Annotated in this window: 16 protein-coding genes; 11 read left to right on the top strand and 5 right to left on the bottom strand. The window is 61.0% G+C overall.

Annotation, left to right across the window (positions count from 1 at the left end; genetic code table 11):
- Positions 1 to 156: 156 nt before the first annotated feature.
- The 3 genes from ACODSJ_RS03145 to ACODSJ_RS03155 all read right to left on the bottom strand — a co-directional run bounded on the left by ACODSJ_RS03145 (position 157) and on the right by ACODSJ_RS03155 (position 4,577).
- The gene (locus ACODSJ_RS03145) at positions 157 to 1,641 is read right to left on the bottom strand and encodes a helix-turn-helix transcriptional regulator (protein WP_489100334.1); all 1,485 of its coding nucleotides are present in this window, start codon (positions 1,639 to 1,641) and stop codon (positions 157 to 159) included.
- Between the two features lie 85 nt (positions 1,642 to 1,726).
- Positions 1,727 to 3,010 (bottom strand): Zn-dependent hydrolase, encoded by a 1,284-nt coding sequence (locus tag ACODSJ_RS03150; RefSeq protein WP_489100335.1) that lies wholly within the window; start codon positions 3,008 to 3,010, stop codon positions 1,727 to 1,729.
- A gap of 82 nt (positions 3,011 to 3,092) precedes the next feature.
- Positions 3,093 to 4,577 (bottom strand): NCS1 family nucleobase:cation symporter-1, encoded by a 1,485-nt coding sequence (locus tag ACODSJ_RS03155; protein WP_489100336.1) that lies wholly within the window; start codon positions 4,575 to 4,577, stop codon positions 3,093 to 3,095.
- Positions 4,578 to 4,971: 394 nt separating this feature from the next.
- Between ACODSJ_RS03155 and hydA the strand changes: the two genes are divergently transcribed.
- The 4 genes from hydA to ACODSJ_RS03175 all read left to right on the top strand — a co-directional run bounded on the left by hydA (position 4,972) and on the right by ACODSJ_RS03175 (position 10,637).
- Positions 4,972 to 6,411, top strand: coding sequence for a dihydropyrimidinase (hydA, locus tag ACODSJ_RS03160; RefSeq protein WP_489100337.1), 1,440 nt, complete (start codon positions 4,972 to 4,974; stop codon positions 6,409 to 6,411).
- 175 nt (positions 6,412 to 6,586) lie between these two features.
- Positions 6,587 to 7,954, top strand: coding sequence for an NAD(P)-dependent oxidoreductase (locus ACODSJ_RS03165; protein ID WP_489100338.1), 1,368 nt, complete (start codon positions 6,587 to 6,589; stop codon positions 7,952 to 7,954).
- Complete coding sequence (gene preA / locus ACODSJ_RS03170) at positions 7,955 to 9,229, top strand: NAD-dependent dihydropyrimidine dehydrogenase subunit PreA (RefSeq protein WP_489100339.1); 1,275 nt, start codon at positions 7,955 to 7,957, stop codon at positions 9,227 to 9,229.
- A 364-nt stretch (positions 9,230 to 9,593) separates the two neighbouring features.
- Entirely contained in the window at positions 9,594 to 10,637 is a 1,044-nt protein-coding gene (locus ACODSJ_RS03175; protein ID WP_489100340.1) for an RHS repeat-associated core domain-containing protein, read from the top strand.
- A 52-nt stretch (positions 10,638 to 10,689) separates the two neighbouring features.
- Here the strand turns inward: ACODSJ_RS03175 and ACODSJ_RS03180 are convergent, their stop codons facing one another.
- Both ACODSJ_RS03180 and ACODSJ_RS03185 read right to left on the bottom strand, forming a co-directional pair.
- Positions 10,690 to 11,310 carry a TetR/AcrR family transcriptional regulator gene (locus tag ACODSJ_RS03180; protein ID WP_489100341.1) on the bottom strand — a complete coding sequence of 207 codons (621 nt, stop codon included), beginning with the start codon at positions 11,308 to 11,310 and terminating at the stop codon, positions 10,690 to 10,692.
- Between the two features lie 292 nt (positions 11,311 to 11,602).
- Positions 11,603 to 11,923, bottom strand: coding sequence for a DUF6124 family protein (locus ACODSJ_RS03185; RefSeq protein WP_489100342.1), 321 nt, complete (start codon positions 11,921 to 11,923; stop codon positions 11,603 to 11,605).
- A gap of 1,046 nt (positions 11,924 to 12,969) precedes the next feature.
- Between ACODSJ_RS03185 and ACODSJ_RS03190 the strand changes: the two genes are divergently transcribed.
- From ACODSJ_RS03190 to ACODSJ_RS03220, 7 genes are all read left to right on the top strand, one after another.
- Positions 12,970 to 14,163 carry an OprD family porin gene (locus ACODSJ_RS03190; RefSeq protein WP_489100402.1) on the top strand — a complete coding sequence of 398 codons (1,194 nt, stop codon included), beginning with the start codon at positions 12,970 to 12,972 and terminating at the stop codon, positions 14,161 to 14,163.
- 21 nt (positions 14,164 to 14,184) lie between these two features.
- A complete protein-coding gene (locus tag ACODSJ_RS03195) occupies positions 14,185 to 15,003 on the top strand; it encodes an NAD-dependent epimerase/dehydratase family protein (protein ID WP_489100343.1) in 819 nt (272 codons plus the stop codon).
- A gap of 44 nt (positions 15,004 to 15,047) precedes the next feature.
- Positions 15,048 to 15,953 carry an SMP-30/gluconolactonase/LRE family protein gene (locus ACODSJ_RS03200; protein ID WP_489100344.1) on the top strand — a complete coding sequence of 302 codons (906 nt, stop codon included), beginning with the start codon at positions 15,048 to 15,050 and terminating at the stop codon, positions 15,951 to 15,953.
- A gap of 57 nt (positions 15,954 to 16,010) precedes the next feature.
- Positions 16,011 to 16,979, top strand: coding sequence for a TRAP transporter substrate-binding protein (locus ACODSJ_RS03205; protein WP_489100345.1), 969 nt, complete (start codon positions 16,011 to 16,013; stop codon positions 16,977 to 16,979).
- A gap of 77 nt (positions 16,980 to 17,056) precedes the next feature.
- Positions 17,057 to 17,584: a TRAP transporter small permease gene (locus tag ACODSJ_RS03210; RefSeq protein ID WP_489100346.1), complete on the top strand. Its 528-nt coding sequence runs from the start codon at positions 17,057 to 17,059 to the stop codon at positions 17,582 to 17,584.
- Positions 17,584 to 18,864: a TRAP transporter large permease gene (locus tag ACODSJ_RS03215; RefSeq protein ID WP_489100347.1), complete on the top strand. Its 1,281-nt coding sequence runs from the start codon at positions 17,584 to 17,586 to the stop codon at positions 18,862 to 18,864. Before ACODSJ_RS03210 ends, ACODSJ_RS03215 begins: the two co-directional genes overlap by 1 nt.
- 178 nt (positions 18,865 to 19,042) lie before the next feature.
- Positions 19,043 to 19,912, top strand: a complete 870-nt coding sequence (locus ACODSJ_RS03220; RefSeq protein ID WP_489100348.1) for an aldose 1-epimerase — start codon at positions 19,043 to 19,045, stop codon at positions 19,910 to 19,912.
- Positions 19,913 to 19,962 lie beyond the last annotated feature (50 nt).

Here is a 19,962-nt window from a genome sequence, read left to right on the forward strand (position 1 = left end):
GCTGGGTTGGGTTTACTGCACATTGAGGCCTTTCCTTGACTGTTTCATGGGGGACGCGACATTGCGCACAACGTCGCACCCTTACAGCCTAAGGAACCGACCGCACGCGCAAAACCCATAATTGCACCAGTGCACCCGGTACATTTGCACTGGCTATCATCGTGCCTTTACGCGCCATTCATTCGCGAACAATCCTCGCTCCCGGGCCCAGACGATCGCTTCGCTGCGGCTGTGTACACCCAGCTTCGAATACAGCGTCGCCACGTGATTGCGCACGGTGTTGGGCGCCAGTTTCAGCCGCGCGGCAATTTCCTTGTCCGCCAGGCCCTCGCAAATCAACCCCAGCACATCACGTTCGCGAGCCGTCAACTCGGTGAAGGGCACGCTAGGGAGCTGAGGGCTGATGTTTTTCACATTGGCCAGTTTTTCAATCAGGGTCCGGCTGAACCAGGACGCGTCCTTCATGACTTCCTCGATGGCCGCCACCAGCTCCGATTCCGAGCGCTTGCGCTCGGTGATGTTCATCAGGACCAACAGGTAACAAGGGTTGCCCTGGATGTTGACGGTGTCGGCCGCCACCTCGCAATCGATCTGCTCCCCGCCTTTCTTGTGAACCTTGATGTCGAGACTGGAGACCTGGCCGCTGTTTTCCAGCCGCGCAAACAAGGTGGCACTGGCGCTGGTGTCGAGAAAGCCGATTTCTTCCACGGTCCTGCCCAGCAGTTCTTCGCTGGCGTAACCGGTGGTGCGCAGGAACGCGTCGTTGATTTCCAACACCAGCTGTTCGGCGCTGCACACCAGCGTTGGCACGGGCGTGAGGCGGAACGACTTGGCGAAACGCTCCTCGCTCTGGCGCAGTGCTGTCTCGGCCTTGCGCCGCGGCTCCATGTCCATGAACGAAAACAGCATGCAGTCTTCATCGTGCAGGTCCAGCGGCTGGCCGGCGACGATCACTTGCTTGCAACTGCCATCGGGCAATCTCAACTCGGCCTGCATCTGCGGGATGGTCGCGCCCTGCCCCAGGCGCTCGATGGCCAGATCGCGCTTCTCGGCGGCTTCGAGTACGTCCAGCTCATACACCGAACGCCCGATCACCTGCTCACGGCTGTAGCCGGTCATTTCCAGGAAGCCCTGGTTGACCTTGATGTAGCGCAGGTCGCTGAGGCGGCAGATCACCGCCGGTGCCGGGTTGGCCCCGAAGGTCTTCTCGAAGCGCTGCTCGGCGCTGGCCCATTCAGTCGCATCACTGAGGATCAGCACCAGGTATTCCGGCTCGCCCAGGCGGTCGGTAAGGACCATGCTGCGGATCCGATGGACCCAGGTGCGATCCGGGTCCGCCTGGGGCGTAACTTCCACCAGCACATCACTGAACTCATCGCCACGGGCCACCCGAGCAATCGGGTAATTGTCTTCGCTCAATGGGTGGTTGTTGCGATAGCGCAGCTTGAAACGCCGGGCGTAGGCTTGGGCATTGGCGCCCAGCTCACCGAGGTCCTTGACGCCATGCATGGCCAACGCCGCCTCGTTGGCCCAGGCAATGGTCTGGTCGACCTCGATCAACATCACCCCGTCGGACAGGCCAGCAATGATCTGCAGCAATTGGCGACGGTTGGTATCGGCGGTCGGGACTTGTTGATTCATCGGCTCTCCCCGTGGTCAGCGGCACATGGAGATTACGACCTTGCGCAATCACCAAGCGTTCCCGACCGTAGGCACTGCCGAATTTTCAAGCCGTCCTGCGCCCTTCGGCAATCGCCTGCGAAGCCGCCAGCATCGCCCGCAGCAGCACCGCGCAGCCGGCGGCGAGGTCGTCCGGGGCGGCGTTTTCGATTTCGTTGTGACTGATACCGCCTTCGCAGGGCACGAAGATCATTCCGGCCGGCCCCAGTTCGGCGAGGAAAATCGCGTCATGGCCGGCACCGCTGACGATGTCCATGTGCGACAGGCCCAGGCCTTTGGCGGCGCTGCGTACCGCTTCAACGCAACCTTTGTCGAAGTACAGCGGCGGGAAGTCGGCGGTGGGTTTCAAGTCGAAGGTCAGGCCGTGTTGCCGACAGGTGTCTTCGATCACCTGCTTGACCTCGGCGATCATCGAGTCCAGTCGCGCCGGTTCCAGGTGACGGAAGTCCAGGGTCATGCGGACTTCACCGGGGATGACATTGCGTGACCCCGGATACGCTTGCAGGCAACCGACCGTGCCGCAGGCATGGGGCTGATGGCCGAGGGCGGCGCGGTTGACGGCACCGACGATGATCGAGGCGCCCACCAGGGCATCCTTGCGCAGGTGCATCGGGGTCGGGCCGGCGTGGGCCTCGACGCCCCGCAGCGTCAGATCGAACCACTTCTGGCCCAAGGCGCCCATTACCACGCCGATGGTCTTGCCTTCGTCCTCCAGGATCGGCCCCTGTTCGATGTGCGCCTCGAAATACGCCCCCACCGGATGGCCACTGACCGGGCGCGGGCCAGCATAGCCGATGGCGTTGAGTGCCTGGCCGACGGTGATGCCTTCGGCGTCGGTCTTGGCCAGGGTTTCTTCAAGGGTGAATTTTTCCGCGAACACCCCCGAACCCATCATGCACGGAGCGAAGCGCGAGCCCTCCTCGTTGGTCCAGACCACCACCTCCAACGGTGCTTCGGTCTCGATGCCAAGGTCGTTGAGGGTGCGCAGCACTTCCAGCCCTGACAGCACGCCGAAACAGCCGTCGAATTTGCCGCCGGTGGGCTGGGTGTCGATGTGGCTGCCGGTCATCACCGGCGGCAGGTTCGGATTGCGCCCAGGGCGCCGGGCGAACATATTGCCCACCGCGTCGATGCTGACGGCGCAGCCGGCCGCTTCGGCCCACTGCACGAACAAATCGCGCGCCTGGCGATCGAGGTCGGTCAACGCCAGCCGACACACACCGCCCTTGACCGTGGCACCGAGCCGGGCCAGGTCCATGAGCGATTGCCACAGGCGATCGCGGTTGATGTGCTGATGGGTGGATTGCAGGACATCGACGGCTGCGTTCATGGGGATCTCCTTCAGGCAGTTATCTCATTTCGACGCGGTCCAGCGTGGGAGCGGGCTTGCTCCCCCAGAATCGCACTCACCGTTATTGCAGTGGTGATTTGGCAACAGCCGGGCTAGGCCTTTGCATATTGCACAACCCGTAATAAATCACCCCGCCCAACGCCGAGCCGGTAAACCAACCGTAGCTGTAGAACCAGCTGAACGCATCGCTGCCCAGCGACAGCAGCGTCAGCGCCACCGGCACGCCAAAGGCGATGAAGCCGCTCCAGTTCCACGCCGAGTACACGTCATCGCGGTACAGCCCGGCCAGGTCCAGGCGCTGTTTCTTGATCAGGAAATAATCCACCACCATGATCCCGGCAATCGGCCCCAGCAGGCTCGAATAGCCCAGCAACCAGTTGGAATACACCGACTCAAGGCTGACCTCGGAGACGATCCAACCGAGTTTTTTCAGCAGCTCATGGGCCATCAGCCCCAGCCCCACCAGCCCGGTGAGGATCACCGCCTGGGTGCGGCCGATCAGTTTGGGCGCCAGGTTCTGGAAGTCGTTGGTGGGCGAGACGATGTTGGCGGCGGTGTTGGTCGAGAGCGTGGCAACGATGATCAGCACCATGGCCAGCGCCACCCACAACGGGCTCTGGATGTGGCCGATCAAGGTCACCGGATCAGAGATGGTCACCCCTACCAGTTTCTCCGAGGCTGCGGTCATGACCACGCCGAGCGAAGCGAATAAAAACATGGTCAACGGCAGGCCGATGACCTGCCCGATGATCTGGTCTTTCTGGCTCTTGGCATAACGGCTGAAGTCTGGAATGTTCAACGACAGGGTGGCCCAGAACCCGACCATGGCCGTCAACCCGGCGAGGAAGTAGCCCGTCACGCTGGCGCCTTCGGGGCGCTTGGCCGGGACCGCCATCAGCTCGGTCAGCGAGACATTGGGCAACGCCCACGCCAACAAGCCCGCCCCCACCAATATCAGCAGCGGCGCGGACAAGGTCTCCAGCCATTTGATCGACTCGGCACCGCGCAACACCACCCACAAGTTCATGACCCAGAACAGCATGAAACCGATCACCTCACCGGCCCCGCCCAGGCTCTTCCAGCCGTCGAACACCGAACCGAGGAACAGGTGGATCGCCAACCCGCCGAACATCGTCTGGATCCCGAACCAGCCACACGCCACCAGGGCGCGGATCAGGCACGGCACGTTGGAGCCGATGACCCCGAACGATGAACGCAACAACACCGGGAACGGAATGCCGTACTGGGTTCCGGCAAAGGCGTTCAGGGTCAGGGGAATCAAGACGATGATGTTGGCGAACAGAATGGCCAGCAGCGCCTCGCCCACGGTCAAGCCGAAATAGGCGGTGAGCACACCGCCAAGGGTGTAGGTCGGCACACAGACCGCCATGCCGACCCACAGCGCGGCGATGTGCCATTTGTTCCAGGTTCGTTCGTGCACTTTGGTCGGTGCGATATCGTGGTTGTAACGGGGACTGTCGAGGACATCGCTGTCGGCTTCCAACTCGAACAATCCATCGCGCTCAATCACTGTTGATCTGGTCATGTCCGCTCCACTGTTTTCATTATTTTTTGCTCATCGCCTGGCGATGGTCGGAGTCCTTGCACGCACGCGAGGTGTCTAGACCGCACTTCAACGGTTTTCCAGCCGCTGATCGGCCAAAACAAATCTTGCTCAAATAACGTTCCTGTCAAGTTCGTCAAAATACTTAACGTCTTCACAACCTTGGTTATTTTTTAATTAATTATTTAATTTTCAATGAGTTAATTAAAAAACAAACTCATAAAAAATAATCTTGCTGATTTCAATAACTCCAGCTAGCGTCTAATCCTGACAGTTGTGACAAGAATTCAAATCTACACGACGCCGTCATTTACAACGGTGATCGATAAAACATAAAGAACCGGCAACAGTCGGTCATGCCTGCGAGGAACTCGGAATGTCTCTGTTGATCCGTGGCGCCACCGTCGTTACCCATGATGAAAGTTATCGCGCCGATGTGTTTTGCGCCGACGGCGTGATCAAGGCCATTGGTGAAAACCTGGACGTTCCGGCCGCTGTCGAAGTGCTCGACGGCAGCGGGCAATACCTGATGCCAGGTGGCATCGACCCGCACACCCACATGCAGCTGCCGTTCATGGGCACGGTCGCCAGTGAAGACTTCTTCAGCGGCACCGCCGCAGGCCTGGCCGGGGGCACCACCTCGATCATCGACTTCGTGATTCCCAACCCCCAACAGTCGCTGATGGAAGCCTTCCATCAATGGCGAGGCTGGGCCGAAAAAAGCGCCAGCGACTATGGTTTCCACGTGGCGATCACCTGGTGGAGCGAGCAGGTCCGTGAAGAAATGGCCGAGTTGGTCAATCACCACGGGGTGAACAGCTTCAAGCATTTCATGGCCTACAAGAACGCGATCATGGCCGCCGACGACACCCTGGTGGCGAGCTTCGAACGTTGCCTGGAACTGGGTGCGGTGCCCACCGTGCATGCCGAAAACGGCGAGCTGGTCTATCACCTGCAACGCAAGTTGCTGGCCCAGGGCATCACCGGCCCCGAAGCTCATCCGTTGTCTCGCCCTTCGCAAGTGGAAGGTGAAGCGGCCAGCCGGGCCATCCGCATCGCTGAAACCTTGGGCACGCCGCTGTACCTGGTGCACGTCTCCACCCAAGAAGCGCTGGACGAAATCACCTATGCCCGCAGCAAGGGTCAACCGGTCTACGGCGAAGTACTGGCCGGGCACCTGCTGCTGGACGACAGCGTCTATCGCCACCCGGACTGGCAGACCGCCGCCGGCTACGTGATGAGCCCGCCCTTCCGCCCGCGCGGGCATCAAGAGGCGCTCTGGCACGGCTTGCAGGCGGGCAACCTGCACACCACAGCCACCGACCACTGCTGTTTCTGCGCCGAACAGAAAGCCGCCGGCCGCGACGACTTCAGCAAGATCCCCAACGGCACCGCCGGGATCGAAGACCGCATGGCGGTGCTCTGGGACGAAGGGGTCAACAGTGGCAAGTTGTCGATGCACGACTTCGTCGCCCTCACCTCCACCAACACCGCGAAGATCTTCAACCTGTACCCGCGCAAAGGCGCGATTCGCGTCGGCGTCGATGCCGACCTGGTGCTTTGGGACCCGCAAGGCAGCCGCACGATTTCCGCCAAGACCCACCACCAGCAAGTGGACTTCAACATCTTCGAAGGCAAGACCGTACGCGGCGTGCCCAGCCACACCATCAGTCAGGGCCGGCTGGTGTGGGCCGACGGCGACTTGCGGGCCGAACGGGGGGCTGGGCGCTACATCGAACGACCGGCGTATCCGAGGGTGTTCGATTTGTTGAGCAAGCGGGCGGAGTTGAACAGGCCGACGGCTGTTAAACGCTGAAATCGAGGCCTTCGGCCTTCGCGAGCAAGCCCGCTCCCACACTGGATCTTGGGTGGCTGCAAAATCCATGTGCACCGCAGCCCCCTGTGGGAGCGAGCCTGCTCGCGATGAGGCCAGCCCAGACAAAAAAACCTGCCCACCCGAGGCAGCACCTCAACCACCGTGAGGCCCTTCCATGATCCAGCCCCTGAACCATCTTCCCCATTCCCAGGAAGACCCGGCCACCCTCGCCGCCCGCTTCAGCGACCTGGCGCCGCCGCTCAACGCACGCCAGGCCCACCTGGAAGCGTCCCGCTGCCTGTACTGCTACGACGCACCCTGCGTGAACGCCTGTCCCAGCGAGATCGACATCCCCTCGTTCATCCGCAACATCCACCAGGACAACGTCCAAGGCGCGGCACAGAAAATCCTCTCGGCCAATATCCTCGGCGGCAGTTGCGCCCGGGTCTGTCCCACGGAAGTGCTTTGCCAGCAAGCGTGCGTGCGCAACAACGCCCAGGAATGCGCGCCCGTGCTGATCGGTTCACTGCAACGCTACGCGGTGGACAACGCCCACTTCACCGAACACCCGTTTCAACGCGCCGCCGCCACCGGCAAACGCATCGCGGTGGTCGGGGCCGGGCCGGCAGGGTTGTCGTGTGCCCATCGCAGCGCCATGCACGGCCATGACGTGGTGGTTTTCGAAGCTCGCGACAAGGCCGGTGGCCTCAACGAATACGGCATCGCCAAGTACAAATTGGTGAACGACTATGCCCAACGCGAACTGGACTTCCTGCTGGGAATCGGCGGCATCGAAATCCGTCACGGCCAAAAGCTCGGCGAAAACCTCAGCCTGAGCGACCTGCACCAGCAGTTCGACGCGGTGTTCCTTGGCCTCGGCCTGGCGGCCAGCAAACAGCTGGGGCTCAGTGATGAGCAAGCGCCGGGGCTGCTGGCCGCCACCGACTACATCCGCGAACTGCGCCAGGCCGACGACCTCAGCCAGTTGCCCCTGGCCGACCGCTGCATCGTCCTCGGCGCCGGCAACACCGCCATCGACATGGCCGTACAGATGGCTCGCCTCGGCGCCCGGGACGTCAGCCTGGTCTACCGCCGCGGCCTCGAAGACATGGGCGCCACCTTGCACGAGCAAGACATCGCCAAGGCCAACCAGGTGCGCCTGCTGACTTGGGCCCAACCGCAACAGGTGTTGCTCGACGAGGCCGGCAAGGTGCGCGGCATGCGTTTCTCCCGCACCCATCTGGAAAACGGTCGGCTGGTCATCGATGCTGACACCTTCGACCTGCCCGCCGACGCCATTTTCAAAGCCATCGGCCAGGCCTTCGACGACAACGCGTTGGCAGATCCACTGGCCCGCGAACTCAAGCGCCAGGATGGGCGGATCCTGGTGGACGAACACCTGCGCACCAGCATCCCCGGAGTCTACGCCGGCGGCGATTGCACCAGCCTGGACCAGGACCTTACGGTGCAGGCCGTGCAGCACGGCAAGCGCGCCGCCGAGGCGATCAACGCTCAACTGATGCTCAACGTGGAGGCCGCATAAATGGCCGATCTGTCGATTGTCTTCGCCGGCATCAAAGCCCCCAATCCGTTCTGGCTCGCCTCCGCGCCGCCCACCGACAAGGCCTACAACGTGGTACGCGCCTTCGAGGCCGGCTGGGGTGGCGTGGTCTGGAAAACCCTCGGGGAAGACCCGGCGGCGGTGAATGTGTCATCGCGCTATTCAGCCCACTACGGCGCCAATCGCGAAGTGCTGGGCATCAATAACATCGAGCTGATCACCGACCGCTCGCTGGAGATCAACCTGCGGGAAATCACCCAGGTGAAAAAGGACTGGCCGGACCGTGCATTGATCGTGTCGCTGATGGTGCCGTGCGTCGAGGCGTCTTGGCAGCGCATCCTGCCCCTGGTGGAGGCCACCGGCGCCGACGGGATCGAGCTGAACTTCGGCTGCCCCCACGGCATGCCGGAACGCGGCATGGGCGCGGCGGTCGGCCAGGTGCCGGAGTACGTCGAACAAGTGACCCGCTGGTGCAAGACTCACGGTTCACTGCCGGTGATCGTCAAGCTCACCCCCAACATCACCGACATCCGCGTCGCCGCCCGGGCGGCCCATCGGGGTGGCGCGGACGCAGTGTCGTTGATCAACACCCTCAACTCCATCACCAGCGTCGACCTGGACCGCATGGTTGCCCTGCCCACCGTCGGAAACCGCAGCACCCATGGCGGTTACTGCGGCTCGGCGGTCAAGCCCATCGCATTGAACATGGTCGCCGAAATCGCTCGCGACCCGCAGACCCAAGGCCTGCCGATCTGCGGCATCGGCGGCATCGGCAGTTGGCGCGACGCCGCCGAGTTCATTGCCCTGGGTAGCGGAGCGGTGCAAGTCTGCACGGCGGCGATGCTGCATGGTTTTCGCATCGTCGAAGACATGAAGGACGGTCTGTCACGCTGGATGGACGATCACGGCCACGCCAATCTGCAAGCGTTCTCCGGTCGGGCGGTGGGCAACACCACCGACTGGAAGTACCTGGACATCAACTACCAGGTCATCGCCAAAATCGACCAAGAGGCCTGCATCGGTTGCGGTCGCTGCCACATCGCCTGCGAAGACACCTCACACCAGGCCATTGCCAGCCATAAACAGGCAGACGGAACCCATCAGTACGAAGTGATTGACGAAGAATGCGTGGGCTGCAACCTGTGCCAGATCACCTGCCCGGTGCAGGATTGCATCGAGATGGTGCCGGTGGACACGGGCAAGCCGTTCCTGGATTGGGAGCATGATCCGCGTAATCCCTACCATGTCAGGGCCTGACGTTTTAAGTGCTTGGGCTGGAACGCGCGCGCCGTCCGTCAAATTTTTTCAGCGTTCCTCCAGCCACCCTCGCGCGTTTCCGCCCCACATGGAAACCTCGGCGCTGGAATAACACACCAAGATGTAGCCACGTCACTGAAAGAAGCAGTACGACGAATAGGCATTCGTCGTACTGCGAAGTCGGCGTACTGCTGTGGGCTTGCTGCTGGTGATGGTGAATGTGCCGCCCTTATCGCGAGCAAGCTTTGCTCCCACCCCAGTATTGGCCGTCCGAAGCCTCCAGAACTAACAGTTCTGCTAGTAGACGCCATCCGACAAATACCCGAGCCTGACACAACCGAGCCCATCAACAAGAGCCAAGCCCATGTCGACATCAACGATGAAGATACTGTGCCGCTACCAATACGACCCCTTGGATCGCCTGACAGGTCTGAAACCTGCGGAACACGTGGACACGCTGCGGTTTTACCAGAACGACGAGTTGGTCAATGAGATAGAAGGCGAGATAGAACGCACGATCCTTCACTATGAAGCCCAACCCCTGGCGCAACGCCTGCACATCGCCAACCTCACCGAGACGACCTTGCTGGCAACGGACCAGCAGCGGTCGGTCTTGCAAACGCTGGCTGGCACCGATACCCAGCACATGGCCTATACCGCCTATGGTCACCGGCCTGTTGAAAGTGGTTTGAGCAGCTTGCTGGGGTTCAATGGTGACCGGCCTGACTCGATAACGGGACACTATTTATTGGGCCAGGGTAATCGGGCTTTTAATCCGGTGTTGATGCGGTTCAACAGTCCGGACGAGTTGAGCCCTTTTGGGGATGGGGGGATTAATGCGTATGCGTATTGTGGAGGGGATCCGGTTAATCGGTATGATCCGAGTGGGAATGGTGCTATTGCCTTATTCAAGTCAATGTTTAAAAACCAAATGAAAGCGCTGGCTCCTCAATCCGTCATTATTTCTCGCTCTCGCCCCTTACCTACCCAGCCAACCATTCCTCAGAAATCGTATAAACCAAGAACTGATTGGTACCAACGACATGTCGAATCCAAGCCGACCTCGGGGACTCATACGACATCAAAATTACCTCCTGAATCATCGACCAGGGCAATAAGGTCCGAAACTATCGGTGAGTTAGATTATCAAAAATCTCAACGCATCTATGAGGCAAGACTCAAGGGGAATTCACACTGGTATGACAGCGTAGTAGATACGGAAAACCCAATACCGGCAGATCTTAAACTGCAAAAAAGATACGACTCACTGCAGGCCAAGCTCGAAAAACTTCAAACTAATGGGGCATCGATTACAGAGATAGAAAAGACGAGGAAGAAAATCCCCTATGTTCGAAGACGCGCCAAGCAGAGTGCTCTCATAATTGCTGGGGTAATTCGTAAGCGATAAGGCATCTTTTTCCATTCATATGCCATCGCGCCTCCCATCCCCAACGCACAAACTACGGCTCCAACCCAATCCCTCGCAAAATCACACTGGTCACCGTCTGCACCGCCCGTTCGAACTGCATGTCCGACAGCGGTTGATGGTCGTTGAGGATGTTGATCTGGTGGTCGAAGTCGGCGTAGTGCTGGGTCGAGGCCCAGATCATGTAAAGCAGGCTTGAGGGTTCCACCGGCAGGATGCGTTTGTCCCCCACCCATTGGCGAATTTTTGCTTCCTTCATCTTCGCCCAGTCGTAGAGGCTGGCGTCCAGCGCCTGGCCGAGCGTCGGGGCGCCGTGGATCACTTCGTTGGCCCAGACCTTCGAGCCGTAGGGCCGGCTGCGGGAGTGGTTCATCTTGGCGCGGATGTAGCTGCTGAGCACGACGCGTGGGTCATCGAACATTTCGAAACACAGGGCGTCCTGCTTCCAGACTTCCAGCAGGTCGAACAGCACGGCGCTGTACAGCTCGTTCTTGGTGCTGAAGTAGTAATGCAGGTTGGAACGGGGCAACTGCACTTCGGCGGCGATGTCGGCCATGGCGGTACCGCCGAAGCCTTTCTCGGCAAAGACCTTCTCGGCGGCCAGCAGGATTTTCTCGACGTTACTGCGACGAATCTCGATCTTGTGATTGCCCATGAGGGCTCCCTGGCAACAGCGTTGAGCAAGACTAGCATTCACCCACCGTTGAAAACACCGGTGCGGCGTGCGGGGGAAGTTCTTGTGGCGAGGGAGCTTGCTCCCGCTCGGCCGGTCCGACGCCTCGGGCGCAGCAATCGTAAAACGGCTAACGAGGTATTCCTGGAAAACCGCGCCAGTCCATTTTGGGTCTGCTGCGCAGCCCAGCGGGAGCAAGCTCCCTCGCCACAAGAGCGGGGTCGCGCTGGCCTCTGGAGGTGTTCCTCAGAGACCATTCTCAAATGAAGATCAGCTAGTGTGCCTCGACATTGTCCAGCGCGCGGTTTGCCAGCAATCCGCTCAGTTCGATCAATTGCTGGATGCCCAGCAGGACATGGCGCCTGGGGCCTTCCAGGTCGAAGGCCAGGTCGCTGACCATGGCGTTGGCCGAGGCCAGGTTTTCGCTGAGGTTGGCGAGCAGGGTTTCGGTGTCGACGCCCTTGATGACGGTGAAGAGTTGACCGGTTGCCGCTTCTGCTTCGGGCTGGTCCGATTTGGGGTTGAGGTAATGATCGAGGACGCGCTCGGTGACTTCGTCGAGTTTTTGGGGCTTGGCTTTTGTTACTTTGAACATAGATGGAACCTCATGCGGAATTGGAGGAGCCATCACCGTCGCTACCAAACGAAGGGTGGTGGCCATACGAAGGTTGGTAGACCGGCCCACATGAACACCGGCGCGCCCGGGGGCGCCCTACGCATGACCACCATTAAATACAGATGCTGAGAGGCATCTGAAAAAGTGAGCCGCGCGTCATGTAGAAAACCGGGCTACCAAACCCGATCGCTGATTCATCAGCGACTCGGAAACGATAGAGCCCGGCCCCAAGGCGCACAAGCCGGCGGATTCTGGCGCAGTTGTAGGCAACGGCGCAAGGCAACGTAGCCCAATCCTGAGCGATCCTACGCCTGCATAAACACAGCCCGCTTGAGAGAGGGCATTGTGGGAGCAAGGCTTGCCCGCGATTGCGCGGGGTCAGTTGGCGGTGATGTTTAATGTGCTGCCGTCATCGCGAGCAAGCTTTGCTCCCACAATGTTCTCTCCCCCGCAGGGAATTTGCGTGGATCGGAAGAACGATGCGCATCTGTGGCGAGGGGATTTATCCCCGCAGGGCTGCGAAGCAGCCCTAAAAGGTTGGACTTAATCAACCTGACACACCATGGCGACAGCAATTGGGTCTGCTTCGCAGCCCAGCGGGGATAAATCCCCTCGCCACAATTGGCTTCACTGTCCGCAGGATCGTCTGCATTCGACCAATGTCTTAGACCAGTCATCGCATAACCTTAAGCACTTCCCCCTCTTCTCAGGTCAACGGTTCTGCCCCGCGCCAAAGCCTGTCTTCTTCACCGTGACCGTTGAGAGGCATTGAAACGCCTCATTTTGTAGCACCCACGACTTGGACATTTCCAATAATGGCCAGTTGACAATGAGCAGTGGCTTCCAAATAATCCAGGCAATGTTGTACGACGACGTATGACAAATAAAAACAACAAAAACAGTAGGGAGCGTCAACAGTGAGTACACGTGTCCGTTTTTCGCCCTTCAACCGTCCAAACCGCCGTACCCTCCTCAACGCCAGCCCCGCCCTGTTCCTGCTCGGGTGCAGCGGTCTCGCCGCGTTCATGCCCCTGACCGCCAGCGCCGAGGGGTTTGTCGAGGATGCCAAGGCCACGCTGAACCTGCGCAACGCCTACTTCAACCGTAACTTCGTCAATTCCAACGCAACCCAGGGCAAGGCCGAGGAATGGACCCAGAACTTCATCCTCGACGCCAAGTCCGGCTTCACTCAGGGCGTGGTCGGTTTCGGCGTGGACGTGCTGGGCCTGTACTCGGTCAAGCTCGACGGCGGCAAGGGCACCGCCGGGACGCAGCTGTTGCCGGTACACGATGACGGTCGCCCGGCGGATGATTTCGGCCGCCTGGGCGTGGCCCTCAAAGCCAAGGTATCGAAGACCGAATTGAAGGTCGGCGAATGGATGCCGGTGCTGCCGATCCTGCGCTCCGACGACGGTCGCTCCCTGCCGCAAACCTTCCGCGGCGGCCAGATCACGTCCACCGAGATCAACGGCCTGAGCCTCTACGGCGGCCAGTTCCGTGGCAACAGCCCGCGCAACGACGCGAGCATGGAAGACATGTCGATGAACGGTCGCGGCGCCTTCACCTCCGACCGTTTCAACTTCGGCGGCGGTGAATACACCTTCAACGAAAAACGCACCCAGGTCGGCGTCTGGTACGCGGAACTCTCCGACATCTACCAGCAAGAATATTTCAACCTGACCCACAGCCAGCCCATCGGCAACTGGACCCTGGGCGCGAACCTCGGGTACTTCACTGGCAAGGAGGACGGCAGCGCCCTGGCCGGCGACCTGGACAACAAGACCGCGTTCGCCATGCTCTCGGCCAAGTACGGTGGCAACACCTTCTACGTCGGCCTGCAAAAAGTTGGCGGCGACGATGCCTGGATGCGCGTCAACGGCACCAGCGGCGGCACCCTGGCCAACGACAGCTACAACTCCAGCTACGACAACGCCAAGGAAAGATCCTGGCAACTGCGCCACGACTTCAACTTCGCCGCCGTCGGCGTGCCGGGCCTGACCCTGATGAACCGCTACATCAGCGGCGACAACGTGCACACAGCCACCGTCGACGACGGCAAGGAATGGGGCCGTGAAACCGAGTTGGCCTACACCGTACAAAGCGGCGCGCTGAAAAGCCTCAACGTGAAATGGCGCAACGCAACGATCCGTCGGGACTTCAGCACCAACGAATTCGACGAGAACCGTATCTTCATCAGCTATCCGATCTCGCTGCTTTAAGCACCTGACCCAGGGAATCCCATGACTACGACACACATTCGCCAACCCCTCAATCGCCTGCTGCTGACCGGCGCCGCCGGCGGCCTGGGCAAAGTCTTGCGCGAGCGACTCAAGCCGTTCGCGCGGCAGATTCGCCTGTCGGACATCGCCAACATGGCCCCGGCCATCGACGAAAGCGAAGAAGTGGTGCTGTGCGACCTGTCGGACAAGCAAGCGGTGCATCAACTGGTCGAAGGCGTCGATGCCATCCTGCACTTTGGCGGCGTCTCGGTTGAGCGCCCGTTCGAAGAGATCCTCGGCGCCAACATCAGCGGCGTCTTCCATATCTATGAAGCCGCCCGCAAGCACGGGGTCAAGCGGGTGATTTTCGCCAGCTCGAACCACGTCATCGGTTTCTACAAACAGGACGAAGCCCTCGACGCCCACTCCCCTCGCCGTCCGGATGGCTATTACGGCCTGTCCAAGTCCTACGGCGAAGACGTGGCGAGCTTCTACTTCGACCGCTACGGCATCGAGACGGTGAGCATCCGCATCGGCTCCTCGTTCGCCGAGCCGCAGAACCGCCGGATGATGAGCACCTGGCTGAGCTTCGACGACCTTACCCACCTGATCGAATGCTCGCTCTACACGCCGAACGTCGGCCACACCATGGTCTACGGGGTGTCCGCCAACCGCGACGTGTGGTGGGACAACAGCCAGGCCGCGCACCTGGGTTACCGCCCCAAGGACAGCTCGGAAATTTTCCGCGCCAAGGTCGAAGCCCAGCCGATGCCGGCCGCCGATGACCCGGCGCGGATCTACCAGGGCGGCGCCTTTGTCGCCGCTGGCCCGTTCGACTGACCCGGCGGGCTTTTCATGGGATACCAATGCACAAGGGAACCGCCATGCAAGCCGAATTGATTGTCGATGCACGCAACGCCGTCGGGGAGAGCCCGGTGTGGGTGCCCGAGGAAAACGCTTTGTACTGGGTCGACATTCCCAGCGGCGGATTGCAGTGCTGGAACGCCCGGACCGGCCTGCTCAAAGGCTGGGAAACCCCCGAGATGCTCGCCTGCATCGCTCGCCACCGGGATGGCGGCTGGGTGGCGGGCATGGAGAGCGGTTTCTTCCGCCTGCACCCTCATGACGACGGCAGCCTGGACAGCGAACTGTGCGCAAGCGTCGAACACAGCCGCACCGACATGCGCCTCAACGACGGTCGTTGCGACCGCCAGGGGCGTTTCTGGGCCGGGAGCATGGTGCTGAACATGGGCGCCAACGCAGCCGAAGGCCGGCTGTACCGTTATGAAGCCGGGCAGAGCAGCCCGGTGGAGGCGCAACTGAGCGGGTTCATCGTGCCCAATGGGCTGGGTTTCAGCCCGGACGGACGCACGATGTACCTGTCCGATTCACACCCGCTGGTGCAGCAGATCTGGGCCTTCGACTACGACATCGACAACGGCACGCCGTCCAACCGGCGGCTGTTCGTCGACATGATGCCGCTGGCCGGTCGCCCGGACGGTGCGGCGGTGGACGCCGAGGGTTGCTATTGGATCTGCGCCAACGATGCCGGCCTGATCCACCGCTTCACCCCGGATGGCCGGCTGGACCGCTCGCTGACCGTGCCAGTGAAAAAACCGACGATGTGCGCCTTTGGTGGCAGTCGCCTGGACACCCTGTTCGTCACCTCGATCCGCCTCGGCGACGACACCGACCCGCAGTCCCTGGCCGGCGGCGTATTCGCCCTCGACCCCGGCGTGAAGGGGCTTGCCGAACCTGCCTTTGGAGGTCTGAAACACAGCGCGAACTGATCTGCATGACCGCATCACTGGATGAGCACATAAAAATAACAAGACTGGAGATTGACCATGAATTTCAAACGCACGCTTCTGATCGCAGCCTTACCCGTGGCCTTCCTGGCGCAGACGGCCCACGCCCTGGAAATCAAGTTCGCCGATATCCACCCCGCCGGTTACCCCACCGTGGTAGCTGAAGAAAACATGGGCAAAACGCTGAACAAGGAAAGCAACGGTGACCTGACCTTCAAGTTTTTCCCCGGCGGCGTCCTGGGCTCGGAAAAGGAAGTCATCGAACAAGCCCAGGTAGGGGCCATCCAGATGGCCCGCGTCAGCCTCGGCATCGTCGGCCCCGTGGTGCCAGACGTGAACGTGTTCAACATGCCGTTCATCTTCCGCGACCATGAGCACATGCGCAAAGTCATCGACGGGGAAGTCGGCGATGCGATCCTCGACAAGATCACCCAGTCCGAGTTCGGCCTGGTGGCCCTGGCCTGGATGGACGGCGGCACCCGCAACCTCTACACCAAGAAGCCCGTGCGCAAGCTCGAAGACCTCAAGGGCATGAAGATCCGCGTGCAGGGCAACCCGATGTTCATCGAGACCATCAACGCCATGGGCGGCAACGGCATCGCCATGGACACCGGGGAAATCTTCAGCGCCTTGCAGACCGGCGTGATCGACGGTGCGGAAAACAATCCGCCGACGATGCTCGAACACAACCACTATCAGAACGCCAAGTACTACGCGCTGACCGGTCACTTGATCCTGCCCGAGCCCATTGTGATGTCGAAAATCACCTGGGAAAAACTCACGCCGCAGCAACAGGACCTGGTGAAGAAAACCGCCAAGGCCGCCCAGGCCGAAGAGCGTGTGCTGTGGGACAAGAAGTCCGCCGCCAGTGAAGAAAAGCTCAAGGCCGCCGGTGTCGAATTCGTCGCCGTGGACAAGAAGCCCTTCTACGACGCCACCGCGCCGATCCGCGCCAAATACGGCGCGCCGTACGCTGACCTGATCAAGCGGATCGAAGCCGTCCAGTAAGCCCCTCCCAGTCTGTATTCCTGAAAAAGGCCCGGCGCGCCTGATGCATCAGGCGCGCCCGGTTACGGTGGAACCCGATGAAGAATTTGCTGCTGCGTATCAACGATAGGATCTACATGATGTGCATCTGGGTGGCCGGTCTTTCCGTCCTGGCGATTTCCCTGATGATTCCCTGGGGCGTGTTTGCCCGCTACGTGCTGGGCAGCGGTTCGAGCTGGCCCGAGCCCACCGCGATCTTGCTGATGATGGTGTTCACGTTCATCGGCGCCGCCGCCAGCTACCGCGCCGGCGCGCACATGGCCGTGGCCATGCTGACCGACCGCATGCCGCCGCACTTGAAAAGCGCCGCCTCGATCGTCTCCCAACTGCTCATGGCGCTGATCTGCATCTTCATGACCCTCTGGGGCTTCAAGCTGTGCATGTCCACCTGGAACCAGTTCATGGCCGCCCTGCCCGACTTGCGGGTTGGCGTGACGTACTTGCCGATTCCCCTGGGTGGTTTGCTGACCCTGATCTTCGTCCTGGAAAAACTCTTGTTCGGAGATCAGAGCAATCGTCGAGTCGTACGCTTCGACCTGGTTGAAGAAAGTGAAGGGGCCGCTTAATGGACGCTCTGATTCTGCTAGGCAGTTTTATCGCATTGATCCTGATCGGCATGCCGGTCGCCTACGCCCTGGGGGCGGCCGCCCTGATCGGCGCGTGGTGGATCGACATCCCATTCCAGGCCCTGATGATCCAGGTGGCGGGCGGGGTGAACAAGTTCTCGTTGCTGGCGATTCCATTCTTCGTGCTCGCCGGGGCGATCATGGCCGAGGGCGGCATGTCCCGTCGACTGGTGGCGTGCGCCGGTGTGCTGGTGGGTTTCGTGCGTGGAGGCCTGTCGCTGGTCAACATCGTCGCCTCGACGTTCTTCGGCGCGATCTCCGGTTCATCGGTGGCGGACACCGCTTCGGTGGGTTCGGTGCTGATTCCGGAAATGGAACGCAAGGGCTATCCACGGGACTTCTCCACGGCCGTGACCGTCAGCGGTTCGGTGCAGGCCCTGCTGACCCCGCCCAGCCACAACTCGGTGCTCTATTCCCTGGCGGCCGGCGGGACGGTGTCGATTGCCTCGCTGTTCATGGCGGGCATCGTGCCGGGTCTGCTGATGAGCGCCTGCTTGATGGTCCTGTGCCTGATCTTTGCGAAGAAGCGCAGCTATCCCAAGGGCGAAGTGATCCCCCTGCGCGAAGCGCTGAAGATCGTCGGCGAAGCCCTCTGGGGCCTGATGGCGATGGTGATCATCCTCGGCGGTATTCTCTCGGGTATTTTCACCGCGACTGAATCGGCGGCCATTGCGGTGCTGTGGTCGTTCTTCGTGACCATGTTCATCTACCGCGACTACAAGTGGCGTGAACTGCCGAAGCTGATGCACCGCACGGTGCGCACCATCTCCATCGTGATGATCCTGATCGGCTTCGCCGCCAGCTTCGGCTACATCATGACGCTGATGCAGATCCCGGCGAAAATCACCACGATGTTCCTGACCCTGTCGGACAACCGCTACGTGATCCTGATGTGCATCAACGTGATGCTGCTGCTATTGGGCACGGTGATGGACATGGCGCCGCTGATCCTGATCCTCACGCCGATCCTGATGCCGGTGATCATGGGCATCGGTGTGGACCCGGTGCAGTTCGGCATGATCATGCTGGTGAACCTGGGTATCGGGTTGATCACGCCACCCGTAGGCGCGGTGTTGTTCGTCGGTTCGGCGGTGGGCAAGGTCAGTATCGAAAGCACCGTCAAGGCCCTGCTGCCGTTCTACGGCGTGCTGTTCCTGGTGCTGATGCTCGTGACCTACGTGCCAGCGCTGTCGCTGTGGTTGCCGCATCTGGTGTTGTAACCCAAGAAGCGAGCAAGCCCCCTTTGTGGCGAGGGAGCTTGCTCCCGCTCGGCTGCGAAGCAGACGCAAAACCAAGCAGTGCGGTTTATCTGATGCATTGCAGGGGCCTGCTGCGCAGGCCAGCCGGAGCAAGCTCCCTCGCCACAACAGCTCTTTCACCTTGCTGAACAAGGCCACCATGAATCCACCTCTCCTCCACCTCGAAGACGAACTCACCCACCTCACCCTGGCCCCGCACCTGGGCGCCAGCCTCGTTGACTGGACCCTGCGCAGCACCGGCGCGCCCTTGTTGCGTCCCTGCGCGCCGCACGCGGTGGAAAACGGCCTGCCGGGCAAACTCGGCTGCTTCCCCTTGATCCCCTGGTCGAACCGGATCGCCCAAGGCGGTTTCGACTGTCCCGGCGGCTGGCTGGCCCTGGAAGCCAACAGCCCCAACGATCCGTTTCCGATCCATGGCAGCGCCTGGCAGCAACCGTGGCAAGTGATCGAACACACCGCCCAGCAAGCCTTGTTGCAACTGGACAGCCAATACCCGTTCGCCTATTGCGCCACCTTGCGGATTGGCTTGAGCGGCGGCCAATTGCAGATCGCCCTGCACGTGACCCACATGGCCGAGCAGGCCGCGTGGCATGGGTTGGGGTTGCATCCGTATTTTCCGCGCACCGCCGGTACGCGCCTGCAAACCCGCGCCAGCGAAACCTGGCTGTGCGACGCCTCGAAACTGCCGACACAATGGTCCGACGTTCCCCCGGACTGGGACTTCCAACACCCCCGCTTACTGCCCGACACCCTGGTGGACAATGGCTTTGGCGGATGGGACGGACACTGCCTGATCCAGCAACCCGACCTGGGTTATGAACTGCACTGCCGGGCCAGCGGCAGCGGATACTTCCTGCTCTATTGCCCCGTGGACCTGGACTTCTTCTGCATCGAACCGGTCAGCCATCCGGTGAACGCCCACCATCTACCGGGACGACCCGGGTTGCGTCTGCTGGAGCAAGGGCAGTCGCTGGCGCTGGGGTTTTCGATGCAATGCCGGCCCCTGTAGACGCAGCCCGACCGCCCGTACCGAACACTGCGGGCGTTATGCTCTAGACT

Source organism: Pseudomonas sp. FG6 (assembly GCF_057809015.1).